The organism is Lacisediminihabitans sp. (assembly GCF_043726815.1).
In the GTDB taxonomy this organism is placed as follows: domain Bacteria; phylum Actinomycetota; class Actinomycetes; order Actinomycetales; family Microbacteriaceae; genus Lacisediminihabitans.
This window is the reverse complement of sequence record NZ_JAYSJZ010000060.1, coordinates 55,970-73,148: the sequence shown is the minus strand read 5'-3', so window position 1 is coordinate 73,148 and position 17,179 is coordinate 55,970. Positions and strand designations below refer to the sequence as shown.

Sequence of the window (17,179 nt, the reverse complement as noted above, 5' to 3'; positions counted from 1 at the left end):
ACCTCCACGATGAGACTAATGAGTGAGTGTGTCGGGCGGGCCGGCGGTCAGTTCTGGGGGAAGCCCAGGTTGATGCCGCCGTGGCTCGGGTCGAGCCAGCGGCTCGTGATCGCCTTCTCGCGGGTGAAGAAGTGGAAGCCCTGCAGCCCGTAGGCCTTCGAGTCGCCGAACGCCGAGTCCTTGCATCCGCCGAACGAGTAGTACGCCACCGGCACGGGGATCGGCACGTTGATGCCGATCATGCCCACCTCGATCTCGTTCTGGAACCGGCGGGCCGCGCCGCCGTCGTTGGTGAAGATCGCCGTGCCGTTGCCGTACTGGCTCGCGTTGATGAGGGCCACCCCCTCGTCGTAGCTCTTCACCCGCACGATCGAGAGCACCGGCCCGAAGATCTCGTCGAGGTAGACGCGGGATGACGTGGGCACGTTGTCGATGAGGGTCGGGCCGAGCCAGAAGCCGTTGGCATCCCCGTCCACCTCGATTCCGCGGCCGTCGACGACGACGGTCGCGCCATCCTCCAGCGCGATGTCGATGTAGCTCGCGACCGTGTCGCGGTGTACCTCGGTGACGAGCGGGCCCATGTCGCAGGAGCGGCGGCCGTCGCCGACCTTCAGCGTCGCCATGCGGGCGGTGATCTTCTCGATCAGGTCGTCCGCGACGGGCTCCACGGCCACCACCACGGAGATGGCCATGCAGCGTTCGCCGGCCGAACCGAAGCCGGCGTTGATCGCGGCGTCCGCGGTGAGGTCGAGGTCGGCATCCGGAAGCACGAGCATGTGGTTCTTGGCCCCGCCGAGGGCCTGCACGCGCTTGCCGTGGCGAGCGGCGGTCTCGTAGATGTACCTGGCGATCGGGGTGGAGCCCACGAAGGAGATCGACTTGACGTCCGGGTGCTCGAGCAGGCCGTCGACCGCGACCTTGTCGCCGTGCAGCACGTTGAACACGCCGTCCGGCAGCCCGGCCTCCGTGAAGAGCGCGGCGAGCCAGTTGGCCGCGGACGGGTCCTTCTCCGAGGGCTTGAGAACCACGGTGTTGCCGGCCGCGATCGCGATCGGGAAGAACCACATCGGCACCATGGCCGGAAAGTTGAACGGGCTGATGATGCCGACGACGCCGAGCGGGGACTTCGTGGAGTACACGTCCACGCCGGTCGACACGTTCTCGGAGTGCTCGCCCTTGAGCAGGTGCGGCAGGCCGGTCGCCAGCTCCACGACCTCGAGCCCCCGGGAGATCTCGCCCAGCGCGTCGGAGACGACCTTGCCGTGCTCCGAGGTGAGGATCTCGGCGAGGTCGCCCTTGCGCTCGTTGAGAAGTTCCCGGAAGCGGAAGAGCACCTGCTGGCGCCTGGTGAGCGACAGGTCGCGCCAGGCCGGGAAGGCCGCCTTCGCGGAGGCGACCGCCGCGTCGATCTCGGCCGCGTCGGCAAGCGCCACACGCCTGGTCTCCACACCGAGCGCCGGGTCGAAGACGGGTGAGGTGCGCCCGGACGTGCTCGGGCGCTCGGCGCCGCCGATCCAGTGCGGTACTACGGAGAGGTTGGACATCGTTCTTCTTCTTTCTTCGCTTCAGGCGGGCGCTCAGGCGCCGTGGACGAGCGCGGCAGCGGTGTCGATCGCGGAGACGACGTCGCCGTCCGGCGGGTAGAGCAGGGTGCGGCCGACCACGAGTCCGCGCACGCCGGGCAGGGCGAGCGCGTTGCTCCAGTTGTCGAAGGTCTCGTCCTGGTCGCCGGTGGGGTCTCCGCCGAGCAGCAGGGTCGGCAGCGTGGTCGACGCCATGACGCGTTCCATGTCCGGCACCACGGGAAGCTTGAGCCAGGAGTACGAACTCGAGTTGCCGAGGCCGGAGGCGATCGCGATCGAGAGGATCACGGCATCCGTCGACAGGTCGTTGCGGATCTTGCCGTCCACCCACTCGCTCATGAACGGCTCGAGCATGATCGGGATGCCGGCGGCCGCCGCCTGGCTCACGGCGAGCGCCGAGGCCTCGAGAGTGTCGGCCGAACCGGAGTCCCGCAGGTTGATGCGGATGAGGTTCTTGGCGAAGTCGAGGCCGTCGCGCCGGATGCGGTCGATGTCGTAGGCGGTGTACCGGTCGTCCATCTCGAACGACGAGCCGCGCAGGCCGCCGCGGTTCATCGAGCCGACGACGATCTTCCCGTCGAGCAGGCCGAGCAGGGCGAGGTCCTCGATGACGTCCGGCGTTCCGAGCACGCCGTCCACCCCCGGCCGGGCGAGTGCGGCGGCGAGCCGCTCGAGCAGCTCGTAGCGGTTGGCCATCGCCGACTCGTTGGAGCCGACGCCGAGAGCGCCGCGGGCCGGGTGGTCGGCGGCGACGATAAACAGGCGGCCGTCGCCCGCGATCAGGTCGCGACGCCGGCGCGCGGCGAGGATCTCGGCGATCCGACCGGGGCGGGCGGCCCGGGTCTCGCGCAGCAGCTCGAAGTCGAGAGCGCTCATGCGCCGATTCCCTTCATGATGTCCTCGACCTCGGCGGTGGTCGGCATCGCCGTGGAGCACTCGCGTCGGCCGGCCACGATCGCGCCCGCGACGTTGGCGAAGCGCAGGGTGCGCTCGAGCGGCCAGCCCTGCAACAGGCCGAAGCACAGCGCGCCGCCGAAGCCGTCCCCGGCGCCGAGGCCGTTGACGACCTCCACCAGGTATGGCGCGACCTCCACCGTCTCGGTCCTCGTCTTCGCGAGCACGCCCTTCGGACCCTGCTTCACGATCGCCAGTTCGATCCCGCGCTCGAGCAGGGCGTCCGCCGCGCGGTGCGGGTCGGTCTCGCCGACGGCCACCTCGCACTCCTCGCGGTTTCCCACAGCGATGGTCACCTTACCGAGCGCGCGGTCCACCTGCTCCGTCGCCGCCGCCGACGACTCCCAGAACATCGGTCGGTAGTCGAGGTCGAGGATGGTGAGCGGCCGGCGGGCGCGGGCGTCCCAGGCCACGTGATGGGCGGTGCGGCTCGGCTCCTCGCTGAGCCCGGTGACAGTCGACCAGTAGATCCCGGCGTCCCGGATCGCGTCGAGGTCGAGTTCCTCGGGGTTGATGACGAGGTCCGGTGCCTGGGGGGCGCGATAGAAGTAGAGCGGAAAGTCGTCGGGCGGAAAGATCTCGCAGAACACCACCGGGGTGTTGAGGCCGTCGACGGGAGACACGAACTCGTCGCTGACCCCGAGACGGCGAAGCTCCTGGTGGATGTACCGGCCGAACGGGTCGTGCCCGGTGCGGGTGATCACCGCGGAGGACAGCCCGTGGCGTGCGGCGGCGACCGCCACGTTGGTGGCGCTGCCGCCGAGGTACTTACCGAAGGTCGAGACGTCTTCGAGGCCGACCCCGTCCTGCAGCGGGTAGAGATCGACACTGACACGCCCGATCGTGAGAACATCGAGTGCGGAACGAGACTGGGTCATAGTGCTCTGTTCAACTTCCCTGGTCGACGGACGAGCCGCTGTGCCCGTCCGATCGACTATATGTTAGGACATATTGACAAGTCAACTCCGGTGTTCGATCGGGCAGCGTCGGCGCGGCAGCCGCCCCACCGGTCGTCAGGCGCCGAATCCCTGGCACTGACGGCACGGCGAACGGGAGCTCGATCGCGAACCCGCCGTGGTCACCGCGTCCAGCACCGCCGCGCGCCACTCGACGCCCTCGAGCGAGCCCGGCACGGCATCCGAGTCCAACGGGTGGTCGGGCCTGGATTCGGTCACGGCTTCGCTCCTCGACTGGGTGGCCGGCCCACGACCGGGCGCCACGGCGAGGCTATCAACGACCCCGTCGCGATAATCATTTACCAAATATGTCGGGTCTATGAAACTTGTTGACATTGATCGGTTTTGTCCGCACACTCTTCACTACCGGTCGACGCACACGCGCGCCGGGCTCGCAGAAGAGACATGGAGGATCACGGTGCAGATTTCAACCCGTCGAGTCATCGCAGGAATTTCGATGGCCGTGATCGCCTCGCTCGCGCTCGTCGCGTGCGCCGACTCGTCGCCCAGCGGCTCGGGGGCCGTGTTCACGACCATCGACGAGCTGCAGGCGATCGACGTGAACGCGCCGATCAACCCGTACAACGCCAAGGCGAACGAGTTCGGCGGCTACAACAAGATGCAGCTCGCCTGGGGCAAGAATTCGCTCTCGAACCCCAACGACCTCTACCCCGGCCTCGCCGCGAAGTGGAGCCTGTCCGCGGACGGCACCGCGCTCACGGCGCACCTGCAGCCGGGCGCGAAGTGGTCGGACGGCACCCCGGTGACCTCGAAGGACGTCAAGACCTCCGTGGCCCTCGGTATCAGCCAGGGCAACAACCCGGTCACCGTCGACATCGTCGACGCGAACACCGTCACCTTCACCCAGGCGAAGGGCGCGACGAGCAACACCTTCACCACGACCATGCTCACCATCCCGATCGTGCCCGACTCCTTCTTCGGCTCACACATTCCGGCGAGCATCTGGACGGACGCCGCCACCGCGAGCGACACCTCCGCGTCCCCCGACGCGCAGGCGAAGGCCACCGCGGCCATCGCCTCCCTGGGCAAGGAGCTCGTGGGCATCGGCCCGAAGAAGGACATCTCCGCCGGCCCGTTCACCCTCACCCGCGTCAACCCGGGCGAGGCGGTGCTGGCCAAGAACCCGCACTTCTACGATGCAGGCAAGATCGACCCGACCCAGGTCGTGCTCAAGAGCTACAGCGGCAACGAGCAGATCTGGGGCTACCTCAAGGGCAACCAGCTCGACGCCGCGCCGTACACCTCCACTCCGGCAAACGTGCTCAAGAGCATCCTCGCCGTCAAGGGCATCGACTCGGTCTCCGGCCTCAGCCAGGTGAGCGCCTCCCTCGCGTTCAACCAGAAGGTGGCGCCGTTCGACAACGTGCACGTGCGACGCGGAATCGCCTACACGATCGACCGCACCACGGTCACCAAGATCGGCGAGCCGACGAGCGGCACGGCCTCCGCGAGCACCACGGGCCTCATCGGCGCCTCCGCCAAGCTCTTCCTCGGCGACACGGCGAGCGCGCTCAATCCGTACAACCCGGACGCCGCCAAGGCCAGCGCCGAGTTCACCAAGGCCGGTCTCGTGAAGAGGGACGGCAAGTGGATGCTGCCGAACGGCGATCCGTTCACCGTCAACATCCAGGTGCCCAACGGCTTCTCCGACTGGATCGCCGGCGGCAAGTCGATCACGACCCAGCTGGTCTCGGCCGGCATAACCTCGCAGCTCGAGTCCTCCGCCGACTACCCCACCTACCTCAAGGACCTCGCCGACGGAAAGTTCGCCGCGGCGTTCTGGCTCACCTCGCTCGGCCCGGGGCCGTACGCCGCCTTCCAGCGCGTGTACGGCAACGCGAACGGCTGGAACGCGTCCGGCGCCAACGTGTCGCACTCCCCCGCCGGAACCAACGGCAACTGGATCGGCTCCCCCGAGACGCAGCAGGTGAACGGCACGTCGGTCAACCCCGGCCAGCTCGCCGCCTCGCTGAGCCACGTGCCGGCGGATGAGCAGAAGAAGATCGTCGGGCAGCTCGCCGCCCTCACCAACGACCAGCTGCCGGTGATCCAGCTCTGGGACTACGTGAACGTGCAGTTCGTGAACACCAACCGGTTCACCCACTTCCCCCCGGAGAACTCGGAGGCGCTGCGCCTCTCCCCCGGCGTGTGGATGCAGCTCGGTTACATCAAGAAGAAGTAGGGCCCCGACCGATGGCGAGACTGGGATTCCTCAAGCGGGTCGCGGCCAACGTGCTGCGCGCGCTGCTCATGATCTGGATCGTGTGCACCTTCACGTTCTTCCTCGTGCGACTGATGCCGGGCAACCCGGCCCAGGCCCAGTATGAGGCGCTGCTCCAACAGGGCAGGACGCCGCTCGAGGCCGAACGGATCACGACGACCATGTTCGGGTTCCTGCCGAAGGGCTCGCTGTTCCAGCAGTACACCGACTACCTCGGCCAGCTCGCCCACTTCAACTTCGGGCGTTCGATCAGCGGCCAGGGCATCGCGGTCTCGACGGAGCTGGGGTCCGCCGTGCTCTGGACGGTGGGCCTCGTGCTCACCGGGGTGGTGCTGAGCGCCGCCCTCGGCATCGTGCTGGGCGTAATCGCGGCGATGAAGCGGGCCACGAAGGTGGGCGACGGCCTGTCTATCGTCGGATCGGTGCTGCACGGCATCCCGCAGTACGTGATGGCGCTCGTGCTCGTGACCTTCCTCACCGTGAAGTTTCCGATCTTCTCCACCGGCCCGGTCGACGGGCTGCTCGAACCGGGGTTCAACGCCCCGTACATCGCCTCGCTGGTGTCGCACGCGGTGCTGCCGGCGCTCGCCTTCGCACTGTCGAGCTTCGGCGGCTACCTGCTCACCATGAAGTCGGCCGTGGTGTCGGTGTTGGGCGACGACTTCATCCTCGCCGCCGAACTTCGCGGCCTCAGCCGGTGGATAATCTTCCGCTACGTCGCCCGCAACGCGGTGCTGCCGCTGTTCACGATCCTGGCCCTGTCCATCGGGTTCATGTTCGGCGGAGCGGTGTTCATCGAGAACGCCTTCAACTACCCGGGGATGGGAAGCCTGCTCATCAAGAGCGTCGGGGCGCGGGACTACCCGGTGATGACGGGCGCGTTCCTGCTCATCACGGTGGCCGTGATCCTCGCCAACCTCGTCTCGGACTTCATCTACACGCTGATCGACCCTCGGGTCGCCCGGGCCGGAGCAACCGCATGAGCACCACGATCGACCTGCCCCTCGCCCACACGATCCTCGACCGGCCGCGACCGCACGGATTCTGGCGCCACCTCTGGCGGGTTCTCGTGCGCAAGCCGAGCCGCATGGTGGGGGCGGCGATCGTGGTGCTGTTCGTGCTCGCCGCCTTCTTCGGCCCGCTGCTCTATCCGGGCAGGCTCGCCACCGACACCGGCCTGCTCTTCGCCGACCCGAGCTTCGCGCATCCACTCGGCACCGACTTCGAGGGCGCGGACGTGCTCGCGCTGCTCGTCACCGGCACGCAGTACGTGCTCGCCTCGGCCGCGCTCGCGTCGATCATCACCGTGCTGATCGGGGTGTCCATCGGTCTCTACTCCGGCTTCCGCCAGGGCGTGCCGGACTCGCTGCTCATGCGGCTGACGGATGTCGTGCTCACCATCCCCGGCTTCCCCCTGCTCCTGGTGCTGTCCACCGTCTGGAAGTTCGGCTCGCCGTGGGCCATGGGACTCGTGCTCGGCCTCACCGGCTGGGGCGGGCTGGCCCGGTCGGTGCGCGCCCAGACGATGTCGCTGCGCGAGCGGGGCTTCGTGGAGGCGGCCCGCGGGCTCGGATTCTCCACCTGGCACATCGTGGGCCGCGAGCTGCTGCCCAACATGGCGCCGTACGTGGCGATGAACCTGCTGATCGGCGTCACCTCGTTCATCTACTCGCAGGTGGGGCTCTTCTACCTCGGCGTGCTGCCGTTCACCTCGTCCAACTGGGGCGTGATGATCCAGCTCGCCGTAGGCAACGGGGTGACCGTCACCGGGGAGGGGCTGGCCTATCTCCTGTCGCCGCTCATCGCCATCCTCATCCTCACCCTGGGGGTCGTGCTCATCGTCGACGCCCTCGACGAGGTCTTCAACCCCCGATTGAGAGCGCAATAGTGTCGGCAACCCCGTCCCCCGCTGTCCATTCGCCCGCCGTCGAGATTCGCAGCCTCTCCGTGGCGTACCAGACCACGGCGGGCCTGCTGCCGGCGATCAGCGACGTGAGCCTGCGGCTCGAGCCGGGCACGATCACCGGCCTCGTCGGCGAGTCGGGGTCCGGCAAGTCGACGCTCGCGATGTCGATGCTCAACGGGGTGCAGCCTCCCGGGCAAATCACCGCCGGGTCGATCGAGATCGAGGGGCTCGGTGACGTGCTCGCGATGGGCGGCGAGGAACTCCGCGCCGTGCGGGCGGCCAAGGTCGGCTACGTCTTCCAGGCCGCGCAGAACAGCATGAATCCGCTCAAGAAGATCGGCAAGCAGGTGCTCGACCTCGGCCGCTCGCACGAGGTCTCCGACCTGCCCGCCCTGCTGCGCAACGTGCGCGAGTTACTCGGCCAGATGGGCCTCGACGCCGCGCGGGTGCTCGACTCCTACCAGCACGAGCTGTCGGGCGGCATGCGCCAGCGCGTCGGCATCACCTTCGCCCTCGCCCTCAACGCTCACGTGCTCGTGCTCGACGAACCGACGACGGCCCTCGACATGATCTCGCAGGCCAACATCCTCGAGATCATCACGCAGATCCACGAGGCCCGCGGACTCACGACCCTCATGGTGACCCACGACATCGGGGTGGTCGCCTCCGTTGCCGACCGCATCGCCGTGATGTACGGCGGCCGCGTGGTGGAGACCGGGCCGACCCAGGAGATCCTGCGGAACCCCGCGCATCCGTACACCCGCGCGCTCATCCGGGCCATCCCGCGCCTCACCGGCGACATCACCACGGCCCAGCCCCTCGCCGGGCGTCCGCCAACGCTGATGACCCTGGCCACGACGGGCTGCGTGTTCCGCGACCGCTGCGCCGTGTACTCGGAGCTGAAGCTGGCCCGCTGTGAGGGAGAGGATCCGCCCCTCGCCCCCGTGCAGGGCGACGACCGGCTTGTCGCCTGCCACGCCGTGGAGCACGGCGAGCCCGTCGCGGCCGGCAGTCGGACCCGTATCGAAATGACCGAGACCCTCAAGGACGTGCACGCATGATCGAGGCAACCGGCCTGGTGAAGAACTACCGCGCCAGACGCGGCAGCCTGAGCTCCACGGTGCGCGCCCTGCGCGGGGTGGATGTGACGATCCCCGACGGCGGTGCCGTGTCGATCATCGGCGAGTCCGGCTGCGGAAAGACGACGCTCGGGCGGATCCTCGCCGGGGTGGAGAGTGCGGACGGCGGCGAGATCTCGATCAACGGCGTGCGCCTGTCGAGCCTGCGCCGCAACCAGCGGCGGATCGCGCTGCAGCGCGTGCAGCTCATCCACCAGGATCCGTACTCGGCCCTCAATCCCACCCGCACGGTCGAGGCCATCCTCACCGACGCCCTGCGCCTGCGGGCGAAGCAGACGAAGCGCGACGAGCGCTGGATCCGCGAGCGGATGCACGAGCTTCTCGCCATGGTGGGTCTCGACGCGGAGTACACGCTGCCGCGCTACCCGCATCAGCTGTCCGGCGGAATGCGGCAGCGCGTCGTGATCGCGCGCGCACTCTCGGTGGACCCCGACGTGCTCGTGGCCGACGAGGCCGTGTCGATGATCGACGTGTCCCTGAGGCTCGGCATCCTCGCGCTGCTGCGCCGCCTGCGCGCCGAGCTCGGCGTGAGCGTGCTGTTCGTCACCCACGACGTGGCCACCGCTCGCTACATCGGCGAGGACAGCCAGATCTACGTGCTCTACCGCGGAACGGTGGTCGAGCAGGGGCCGGCCGACGACGTGATCATGAGCCCGGTGCATCCGTACACGCAGTCGCTCCTGTCGGCGATCCCGATCCTCAAGGGACTCGAGGCGGAGCCGGAGGTGCGCGTGGTGCCGGTCGCCCCGCTCGACGATGGCCAGTCGGATGGCGGCTGCCTGTTCGCGGCGCGTTGTCCGGTGGCCCGCGCGGAGTGCGTGACCACCCCGCCGCCGCTCATCGCCCTGACTTCGGAAGTCCAGCACCTTCACGCCTGCCTGTTTCCCGAGGTGCGCGAGGTCGTGGCACGGGAAGCGGAGCCGGCGGTCCTATGAGCGACGCGACGCTCGAGGACGCGCTGCGCTCCACGCTGTTCGACGCGATCGCTGCGGGAGTGACTCCCGGCGCCGTGGCGAGCATCTTCACCGGCGACTCCACCGCCGACTCCGGCGTGACCGTCGTTGCCGGCCGGCTCGCCAGCCACGGCGCGACGGCCGCCCTCCCCACCGCCGAACACGAACGCGTCGACGAGCACACCCGGTACGACCTCGCGTCGGTGACGAAGGTGTTCTCGGCCATCACCATCCTGAGCCTCGTCGACGACGGGTCGCTCACCCTCGACGACGACGTCGCCGAGTGGCTGCCGGGCTCCGCCGCCGCCGGACGCGGCGTCACGATCGCGCACCTGCTCAGCCACACCTCCGGCCTCCCGCCCACCTGGTCCGGCTGGCGGGCGAGCGTTCGCGACGAGTCGACGCCGCACGCGCGCTGGCTGCCGCCCGAGCGATCGGCCGTGCTCGCGAGCATCCTCTCCCTCGAGCCCAGCCGCCCGCCTGGCACCGGTTTCGAGTACTCCTGCCTCGGCTACATCACCGCCATGGCGGCCGCCGAGAGCGCGACCGGACGGCCGTGGGACGAGCTCGTGCACGACCGGGTGCTCTCCCCGCTCGGACTCACCGGCACGGCCTTCACTCCCGGCCCCGCGGGGGTGGCCCCCACCGAGAACCAGTCGGCGATCGGCCGCGGGGTGGTGCGCGGCACCGTGCACGACGAGACGGCGTTCGCGCTCGGTGGGGTCTCGGCCAATGCCGGCCTCTTCGGTCCGGTCGGCGACATCGTGGCCCTCGGCCGGGCGATGCTCGCCGGGCTGCCCGGGGTGCTGAGCGCGCAATCGTTCGACCGGTTTTGGAACGACCAGCTGCCCAGGATGCTGGGCGATCGCGCCGCGGACACCAGCCGGGAGATCGGCTACGGCCAGAGTCTCGGGCTGCGGGTGGCCCAGTCGAGCTGGATGGGCGACTCCCCCTCCGCCCGCGGCCATAACGGCTTCACGGGCACCTCCCTCTTCGTCGACCCGCAGGCCGACCGGGTGGTGGCGCTCCTCGCCAACCGCGTGCACCCCACGCGCGAGGGGCCGGATGCCCAGCCCCTGCGCTCCGCGGTCGCCTACCTGCGCTGACCCACCGTCAACAGCGCGTCCCGCACCGAGAAGTCGGCCGCCTCGAGGGCGGCCCGGGCCACGTCGGGCGCCGCGGCGCCGAGGCTGGACACGATGGCCACCCGGAGGTCGTCGCCGCAGGCGGCGAGCAGGGCCACGCTCTCCACCTCGCCGAGGCCGGTGGCCGCGACGAGGATCCCCACCGTGCGCCCGCGCAGCTTGGCGTTCGTGGCGACGACCGACACCATGAGGTTCGACCAGGTGCGACCGAGCGCCACCATGAGCGCCGTCGAGAAGCCGTTGAGCGCCATCTTCTCGGCGCTGCCCGCCTTGAGCCGGGTAGACCCCGTGACGACCTCGGCACCGGTGTCGAGCACGATGTGGCTGTCGGCCAGCGGAGCGAGGGGCGCACCGGGATTGCAGGAGATGAGCGCGGTGCTCGCGCCCAGGGCCCGGGCCGTCACGAGCGCCCCGCGCACGTACGGCGTGGTGCCGGATGCGGTGAGGCCGATGGCCAGGTCGTGCGGACCGAGGCCGCTCGCGTCGGTGCGGCCGTCGGCATCCGAGTCCTCGGAGTCCTCTACGGCGCTCAGCATCGCGGGCGGCCCTCCGGCGATGTGCGCGGTGACCACGCCGTCGTCGAGGTTGAAGGTGGGCACCAGCTCCGCCGCGTCGAGCATGCCGAGGCGGCCGGACGTGCCGGCCCCGAAGTAGTGGATGGATCCGCCGGCCCGGATGCGCTCCGCCGCGAGGTCCACGAGGGACGCGAGCTGCGGAAGAACCTCGGTCACCGCGGCGACCGCCACTGCGTCCTCGCGGTTCAGGAGCCGGAGGATGTCGATGGTGGCGAGGTCGTCCAGGCCGGTCGAGGCCTCGAGTCGACCCTCCGTGGGCGGCAGCGCCGCCGGACCGGGGCGTACTGCCTGCGTGACTGACGTCGGCTCCACTGAGGGGTCCTCTCATCGTGAGTTCGTGGCCCCAGAGGGGCACTCACCCCATAGTGTCAAGAATTTTCATAAACTGCCACAGTTCAGTCAATAGTTTACTGACGGTCGTCTCCTCCCCGGCTGACGGCCGGGCGGGCTTCGATCACGGTGCGGGTTGCGAAGGACGGTGCCACCGTCCACGGGTGCCTGCCCCGCAGACTCCCGTTGTGCAGGACGGGCCGTGCAGGACGGCAGGACGCGTTGTGCAGGACGGCAGGACGCGTTGTGCAGGACGGCAGGGCGCGTTGTGCAGGACGGCGCCGCCGTCCACGGGCGCCCGCCCCGCAGACTCCAGTTGTGCAGGACGGTTTGTGCAGGACGGGTTGTGCGGGACGGGTTGTGCAGGACGGGGTTGTGCGGATAGCGAGCACGAAGGGTGCAGAATCGTCGGGAGTGTCCTGCAGACCGGGTCCGTTCCGGTCGCCACACCCCTGCCGTGTCCTGCACACGCTGTCCTGCACAACTGGAGTCTGCGGGGTAGGCACCCCAGACTCCGGTCCCCGTGGCGCAGAACACGGCCCGACCGACGCGGGCGGCACCGCAAATGGCGGTCGGGAGGCACACCCCATCAACCAACCTGCCTGGTCAGTACATTCGGGCGGCGCGGGTCACTCCGGGGGCCGATCGACGGAGCCGGACCGGGCGCGTTTCAGCGTCCTGGTGCCCTCCCTGGTCGACTTGAGGGCCTCCACCGTCTCGCCGTAGCTGCGCTGCGCGACCCCCACGAAGATGCAGTCCACGAGGGTGAGCTGCACCGTGCGGCTCGCCATGGCCCCCGACCGGAACGTCGTCTCGCGCACGGCTGTGTAGAGCACGAGGTCGGCGGCCTCGGCGAGCGACGACCCGCGCACGTTGGTGATGCCGACGGTGAGGGCGCCGCGACTCCTGGCGAGGTGCAGCAGCTCGACCGGCTCGAGGGTGCTGCCGCTGTGCGAGAGGCCGATCGCGACGTCGCCGGGCCGCGCGAGCGATGCCATGGAGAGCGCATCGTGCGCGTCGGCGAAGGCGAACGCCATCCTGCCGATGCGCAGGAGCTTCTGCTGCAGGTCCTGGGCGACCAGGTGGCTGGCCCCCACCCCGAAGATGATGATCTTTCCGGCCGCGTCCACGGCGTCGATCACCCGGGTGAGCACGACCAGGTCGAGGTTCTCGATGGTCTCGCGGATGCCGAGGGTCTCGGCGAACGAGATCTTCTGCACCGCGTCGGCGAGGGAGTCCTCTCGACTGATGTCCGATCCATAGCGCGACTCGTTCTTGTTGGCGTCGCTCTGGAACTGTCCGGTCTCCCGGCCGAGCTCCGCGGCGAGCGCGAGCCGCAGCTCGGCGTAGCCGCTCAGGCCGATGCTGCGGCAGAACCGCACGACCGAGGTGCCGGAGGTGTCGCACAGCTCGGCGAGTTCGGTGATGGTCTTGTCCATCGCGAGCTGCGGATTCGCCATCAGCGCGTCGGCGACCCGGCGGGCCGAGGGCGACAGCGAGTCGGCGATCGCCTGGATTCTCGTCTGGATGCTCATTGGGGTTCCATTCGGCTTCGCGACACCGCGGCCGGGCTGCCGCTGGTGCCACTATTCCAGCTAACCCGGTCGTAGAGGCGCAGGTCGGCCGGCGGATTGTCGGGGGTCGGGCTGTTCGCGAGCAGGGCCGCGAAGTCTCGCGCGTCGAGGGTTCGGAGCGCGTCGCTGCCCCAGAGCAGGTCGGCGAACGGCCTGCCGCCCCCGGCCGCGGGCAGAAAGGCGAACTCCCCGGGGTACAGGTCGGCGAGCAGCAGCAGCATCGTCACCCCGGTCCCGAGCGGTTCGAAGGCCACGGGGTCGACGATGTGCAGCTGCACCCCACGCGCCCGCTTCCCGACCCCCTTGCCGAAGGTCGGCACGAAGAACAGCTCACGAAAGATCACGCCGGGCAGGTTCCGCTCCCGCAGCGCCCCGGCGAACCTGGCATCGACCCAGGCAGCGCCGACAGTCTCGAACGGACGGGTCGTGCCGCGCCCTTCCGAGACGTTGGTCCCCTCGAACAGGCAGGTGCCCGGGTAGGCGAGCACGCTCTGCCGGGTCGGCAGGTTGGGCGACGGCGGCACCCACTCCCCCTCCTGCGCCGGCGCCGGTTCGATCCCGATCACCGTGAGATCCGCGGGTCGCCCCACTCGATCCGGAATCTCGAGCGCATTGAATCGCACCGCCAGCTCCCCGATCGTCAGGGAGTGCACAATCGGGATGGACGCCCGGCCGACGAAGCTCTCGAACCCGGGAAGGATCCCCGGGCCGATCGCCGGGCGGTCGCCGAGGGGGTTGGGCCGGTCGAGCACCACCACCGGGATTCCGAGCCGGGCCGCGGAGATCATCACGTCGAACATCGACCAGAGGTAGGTGCCGAACCTCGCACCGAAGTCCCGCAGGTCGACGAGCAGTTCGTCGATGCCGGCCCCGGCGAGGAGGGCGTCGAGGGCGTCTCCGTCGAGGAGGTAGGTGTCGTGCACGATGAGGCCGGTGCGCTCGTCGACGCCGCCCGGCTCGCTCTCCCCCGCCTGCGCGCTGCCCCCCAGCCCGTGCTCGGGGCCGAAGAGACACGACAACCGGATGCCGGCCGCGAGCAGGGCGTCGATGTTGCGGGAGAGGTCGGGCATGGTGGCCGCGAAGTTGGTGAGCAGCCCGCGCCGCGTACCGGAGCGGCGACCGGAGCCGTGGCTGGGCAGGAGCGCCGGATTGGCGCACAGCCGGCTCACCCCGGTGCGGAGGCCCGTGCGGAGGCCCGTGCCGAGGTCGGCGCCGCCGCTCGCGAGGTCGGCGGTGCGGTGTGCCGTGTCGGTCGTCATCGATCCCGCTCGCTCCCCGAGCGCGTCGCGCTCAGGGCAAGGCTAGGCCCGTTGTCAATTAATGACAAGGTTGCTCACGTTTTCGAAACTTTGTGCCATTTCGCCTTGACCCCCCGCGGGCGGTGGAACAGACTCGACGGGTGAACCGGATACGACAGTACGAACCGCGGGACCTCGCCGACCTCTACGAGATCTGCGTGCGCACCGGCGCATCCGGAGGCGACGCGACCGGCCAGTACGGCTCCGACGACCTGCTCGGCGACATCTTCGCCGCCCCATACGCCACGCTCGAACCGGAGCTCGCCTTCGTGGTGGACACCGGGGACCGGGTCGCCGGCTACCTCGTGGCGACCGCGGACACGGCCGCGTTCGTGGAGCGCTACCGCGAGGAGTGGCTGCCCCGGTTCGACGCCAAGTACCCCCTCGTCCAGCCGGCGGTCACCGCCGATGAGGAGATGATCGCCCGCGGCCACAACCCGGACTCGATGCTCGCTCCGGGCACCGAGCTCTTCCCGGCGCACCTGCACATCGACCTGCTCCCCGAGCTGCAGGGGCAGGGCTTCGGGCGCGCCCTCGTGCGCACGCTGCTCGCCGCGCTGCGGGAGCGCGACGTGCCGGGGGTGCACCTGGGCGTCGGCATCCGCAATCTCGGGGCGAGGGCCTTCTACGCGCGGCTCGGCTTCCGCCCGCTTCCCGCCGACCCGACCAACGAGACCCTGCTCGGCATCCGCACCGACGCCGAGGTCTAGGGTTCCCCGTCCGTTCCCGGCTACTTGTTCTGGGGGAAGCCCAGGTTCACCCCGGCGTGGCTCGGGTCGAGCCAGCGTCGCGTGATGGCCTTCTGGCGGGTGAAGAAGTGGATGGCGTCCGGCCCGTACGCCTTCGAGTCGCCGAAGAGGGAGTCCTTCCAGCCGCCGAACGAGTAGTAGGCCACCGGAACGGGGATGGGCACGTTGATGCCGATCATCCCCACCTGCACCTCGCGCTGGAACCGCCTGGCCGCTCCGCCGTCGTTCGTGAAGATCGCCGTGCCGTTGCCGTAACGCGACGCGTTGATGAGCGCGACGCCCTCCTCGTAGGTGGCCACCCGCACCACGGACAGCACCGGGCCGAAGATCTCGTCGGTGTACACCCGGGAGGAGGTGGGCACGGCGTCGATGAGCGTCGGGCCGAGCCAGAAGCCGTCGGTCTCCCCGTCGACCGTGACCCCGCGGCCGTCAACGACGACCTTCGCGCCGTCCTCGGCCGCGATATCGATGTAGCCGGCCACCTTGTCGCGGTGCTCCCGCGTGATGAGCGGTCCCATGTCGCAGTTGCGACGGCCGTCCCCCACCCGCAGGCCCGACATGCGCGAGGCGATCTTCTCGATCAGCTCGTCGGCCACGGGCTCGACGGCCACGAGCACGCTGATCGCCATGCAGCGCTCGCCGGCCGATCCGAACCCGGCGTTGACCGCCGAGTCGGCGACCAGATCGAGGTCGGCATCCGGAAGCACCAGCATGTGGTTCTTCGCTCCGCCCAGCGCCTGCACCCGCTTGCCGTGCTTCGAGCCGTTCTCGTAGATGTACTTCGCGATGGGGGTGGAGCCCACGAACGAGATGGAGGCGACGTCCGGGTGCTCGAGCAGGGCATCCACCGAGACCTTGTCGCCGTGAACGACGTTGAACACGCCGTCGGGCAGCCCGGCCTCCTGGAACAGCTGCGCCATCCAGACGGAGGACGACGGGTCCTTCTCCGAGGGCTTCAGCACGACCGTGTTGCCCGCGGCGATCGCCAGCGGGAAGAACCAGAGCGGCACCATGGCCGGAAAGTTGAACGGGCTGATCACGCCGACCACGCCGAGCGGCTCGCGGGTGGAGTAGACGTCGACGCCGGTCGACACGTTCTCGCTGTACTCGCCCTTGACCAGGTGCGGGATGCCGGTGGCGAACTCCACGACCTCGAGGCCCCTGGCGATCTCGCCCAGGGCGTCGGAGATCACCTTGCCGTGCTCGGCGGTGAGGATCTCGGCGAGCTCGAGCTTGCGGGTGTTGAGCAGCTCGCGGAAGGTGAAGATCACCGACTGGCGCTTGGCCAGCGAGGTGTCAGCCCAGGCCGGGAAGGCCGCCTTGGCCGCGGCGACAGCGACGTCGACGTCGCCCGTCGTGGCCAGCCGGACCTCGCGGGCGACCCGGCCGAGGGCGGGGTCGAAAATCGGTCCGGTTCGCGTCGATTCGCCCTCGAATGCCGCGCCGTTGATCCAGTGGTTCACGATGTCCATGCCGCCATGCTAGCCGCGGGATCGGCCCGAAATTGGTCGTTTATTGTTCTCGAAATGTTTGCGGCTCGAGGCGGATGTCCGGGCGTTCGACGAGGCAGCAGGCGCCGTGGCAGGGTGGGCAGATGCGAATCCAGCGGATCGGCTTCACCCCGCTCAAGGGCGGCCGTCATCGGGAGCACTGCGCGCCGCCTCGATCGACTTCGGCGCCTATGCCGAGGTGGTGGTTCCCGGGCGCGTGGTCCGCGGGGACGCCGTCAGCCTCGAGCCGGCCTGACCCTCCGCGGGGATCCGCGCATCGCGGGC

General features: G+C 69.5%; 15 protein-coding genes. 7 read left to right on the top strand and 8 right to left on the bottom strand.

The annotated features are described in order from the left end of the window. Positions 1-47: 47 nt before the first annotated feature. From ACHZD8_RS08645 to ACHZD8_RS08630, 4 genes are all read right to left on the bottom strand, one after another. A complete protein-coding gene (locus ACHZD8_RS08645) occupies positions 48-1,544 on the bottom strand; it encodes a CoA-acylating methylmalonate-semialdehyde dehydrogenase (RefSeq protein ID WP_394769840.1) in 1,497 nt (498 codons plus the stop codon). Between the two features lie 33 nt (positions 1,545-1,577). Then, a complete protein-coding gene (locus ACHZD8_RS08640) occupies positions 1,578-2,459 on the bottom strand; it encodes a deoxyribose-phosphate aldolase (RefSeq protein WP_394769839.1) in 882 nt (293 codons plus the stop codon). Then, the gene (gene iolC, locus ACHZD8_RS08635; protein ID WP_394769838.1) at positions 2,456-3,415 is read right to left on the bottom strand and encodes a 5-dehydro-2-deoxygluconokinase; all 960 of its coding nucleotides are present in this window, start codon (positions 3,413-3,415) and stop codon (positions 2,456-2,458) included. The genes ACHZD8_RS08640 and iolC overlap by 4 nt, the downstream gene beginning before the upstream one ends. Before the next feature lie 135 nt (positions 3,416-3,550). Next, on the bottom strand, positions 3,551-3,712 hold the full coding sequence (locus ACHZD8_RS08630) for a hypothetical protein (RefSeq protein ID WP_394769837.1): 162 nt from the start codon (positions 3,710-3,712) through the stop codon (positions 3,551-3,553). A gap of 238 nt (positions 3,713-3,950) precedes the next feature. On the opposite strand from ACHZD8_RS08630, the gene ACHZD8_RS08625 reads away from it, so the two are divergent. From ACHZD8_RS08625 to ACHZD8_RS08600, 6 genes are read left to right on the top strand one after another with little or no spacing between them, the layout of a single operon-like run. Further along, on the top strand, positions 3,951-5,696 hold the full coding sequence (locus ACHZD8_RS08625; protein ID WP_394769836.1) for an ABC transporter substrate-binding protein: 1,746 nt from the start codon (positions 3,951-3,953) through the stop codon (positions 5,694-5,696). A gap of 11 nt (positions 5,697-5,707) precedes the next feature. Continuing rightward, positions 5,708-6,718: an ABC transporter permease gene (locus ACHZD8_RS08620; protein ID WP_394769835.1), complete on the top strand. Its 1,011-nt coding sequence runs from the start codon at positions 5,708-5,710 to the stop codon at positions 6,716-6,718. Further along, positions 6,715-7,623, top strand: a complete 909-nt coding sequence (locus tag ACHZD8_RS08615; RefSeq protein WP_394769833.1) for an ABC transporter permease — start codon at positions 6,715-6,717, stop codon at positions 7,621-7,623. The genes ACHZD8_RS08620 and ACHZD8_RS08615 overlap by 4 nt, the downstream gene beginning before the upstream one ends. A gap of 59 nt (positions 7,624-7,682) precedes the next feature. Beyond that, positions 7,683-8,702 (top strand): ABC transporter ATP-binding protein, encoded by a 1,020-nt coding sequence (locus ACHZD8_RS08610; protein ID WP_394769832.1) that lies wholly within the window; start codon positions 7,683-7,685, stop codon positions 8,700-8,702. After that, positions 8,699-9,715 (top strand): ABC transporter ATP-binding protein, encoded by a 1,017-nt coding sequence (locus tag ACHZD8_RS08605; RefSeq protein ID WP_394769831.1) that lies wholly within the window; start codon positions 8,699-8,701, stop codon positions 9,713-9,715. The genes ACHZD8_RS08610 and ACHZD8_RS08605 overlap by 4 nt, the downstream gene beginning before the upstream one ends. Continuing rightward, positions 9,712-10,839 (top strand): serine hydrolase domain-containing protein, encoded by a 1,128-nt coding sequence (locus ACHZD8_RS08600; protein WP_394769830.1) that lies wholly within the window; start codon positions 9,712-9,714, stop codon positions 10,837-10,839. The genes ACHZD8_RS08605 and ACHZD8_RS08600 overlap by 4 nt, the downstream gene beginning before the upstream one ends. On the opposite strand, the gene ACHZD8_RS08595 is transcribed toward ACHZD8_RS08600, so the two are convergent. From ACHZD8_RS08595 to ACHZD8_RS08585, 3 genes are all read right to left on the bottom strand, one after another. Continuing rightward, positions 10,827-11,765: an N-acetylmuramic acid 6-phosphate etherase gene (locus tag ACHZD8_RS08595; protein WP_394769829.1), complete on the bottom strand. Its 939-nt coding sequence runs from the start codon at positions 11,763-11,765 to the stop codon at positions 10,827-10,829. The genes ACHZD8_RS08600 and ACHZD8_RS08595 overlap by 13 nt on opposite strands. A gap of 647 nt (positions 11,766-12,412) precedes the next feature. Continuing rightward, on the bottom strand, positions 12,413-13,318 hold the full coding sequence (locus ACHZD8_RS08590; protein ID WP_394769828.1) for a MurR/RpiR family transcriptional regulator: 906 nt from the start codon (positions 13,316-13,318) through the stop codon (positions 12,413-12,415). Then, entirely contained in the window at positions 13,315-14,616 is a 1,302-nt protein-coding gene (locus ACHZD8_RS08585; protein ID WP_394769827.1) for an exo-beta-N-acetylmuramidase NamZ domain-containing protein, read from the bottom strand. Before ACHZD8_RS08585 ends, ACHZD8_RS08590 begins: the two co-directional genes overlap by 4 nt. A 140-nt stretch (positions 14,617-14,756) precedes the next feature. Between ACHZD8_RS08585 and ACHZD8_RS08580 the strand changes: the two genes are divergently transcribed. Continuing rightward, positions 14,757-15,365, top strand: a complete 609-nt coding sequence (locus ACHZD8_RS08580; protein ID WP_394769826.1) for a GNAT family N-acetyltransferase — start codon at positions 14,757-14,759, stop codon at positions 15,363-15,365. Between the two features lie 20 nt (positions 15,366-15,385). Here ACHZD8_RS08580 and ACHZD8_RS08575 read toward each other — a convergent pair whose 3' ends face one another. Beyond that, positions 15,386-16,876: a CoA-acylating methylmalonate-semialdehyde dehydrogenase gene (locus ACHZD8_RS08575; RefSeq protein WP_394769825.1), complete on the bottom strand. Its 1,491-nt coding sequence runs from the start codon at positions 16,874-16,876 to the stop codon at positions 15,386-15,388. Positions 16,877-17,179: the final 303 nt, after the last annotated feature.

What these genes read in the sequence shown, in the direction of transcription:
- iolC (WP_394769838.1), bottom strand. Translation starts at nt 3,415, where the DNA reads ATGACCCAGTCTCGTTCCGCACTCGATGTTCTCACGATCGGGCGTGTC.
- ACHZD8_RS08600 (WP_394769830.1), top strand. Translation starts at nt 9,712, where the DNA reads ATGAGCGACGCGACGCTCGAGGACGCGCTGCGCTCCACGCTGTTCGAC.
- ACHZD8_RS08590 (WP_394769828.1), bottom strand. Translation starts at nt 13,318, where the DNA reads ATGAGCATCCAGACGAGAATCCAGGCGATCGCCGACTCGCTGTCGCCC.
- ACHZD8_RS08575 (WP_394769825.1), bottom strand. Translation starts at nt 16,876, where the DNA reads ATGGACATCGTGAACCACTGGATCAACGGCGCGGCATTCGAGGGCGAA.
- ACHZD8_RS08585 (WP_394769827.1), bottom strand. Translation starts at nt 14,616, where the DNA reads ATGACGACCGACACGGCACACCGCACCGCCGACCTCGCGAGCGGCGGC.
- ACHZD8_RS08620 (WP_394769835.1), top strand. Translation starts at nt 5,708, where the DNA reads ATGGCGAGACTGGGATTCCTCAAGCGGGTCGCGGCCAACGTGCTGCGC.
- ACHZD8_RS08605 (WP_394769831.1), top strand. Translation starts at nt 8,699, where the DNA reads ATGATCGAGGCAACCGGCCTGGTGAAGAACTACCGCGCCAGACGCGGC.
- ACHZD8_RS08625 (WP_394769836.1), top strand. Translation starts at nt 3,951, where the DNA reads ATGGCCGTGATCGCCTCGCTCGCGCTCGTCGCGTGCGCCGACTCGTCG.
- ACHZD8_RS08615 (WP_394769833.1), top strand. Translation starts at nt 6,715, where the DNA reads ATGAGCACCACGATCGACCTGCCCCTCGCCCACACGATCCTCGACCGG.
- ACHZD8_RS08645 (WP_394769840.1), bottom strand. Translation starts at nt 1,544, where the DNA reads ATGTCCAACCTCTCCGTAGTACCGCACTGGATCGGCGGCGCCGAGCGC.
- ACHZD8_RS08640 (WP_394769839.1), bottom strand. Translation starts at nt 2,459, where the DNA reads ATGAGCGCTCTCGACTTCGAGCTGCTGCGCGAGACCCGGGCCGCCCGC.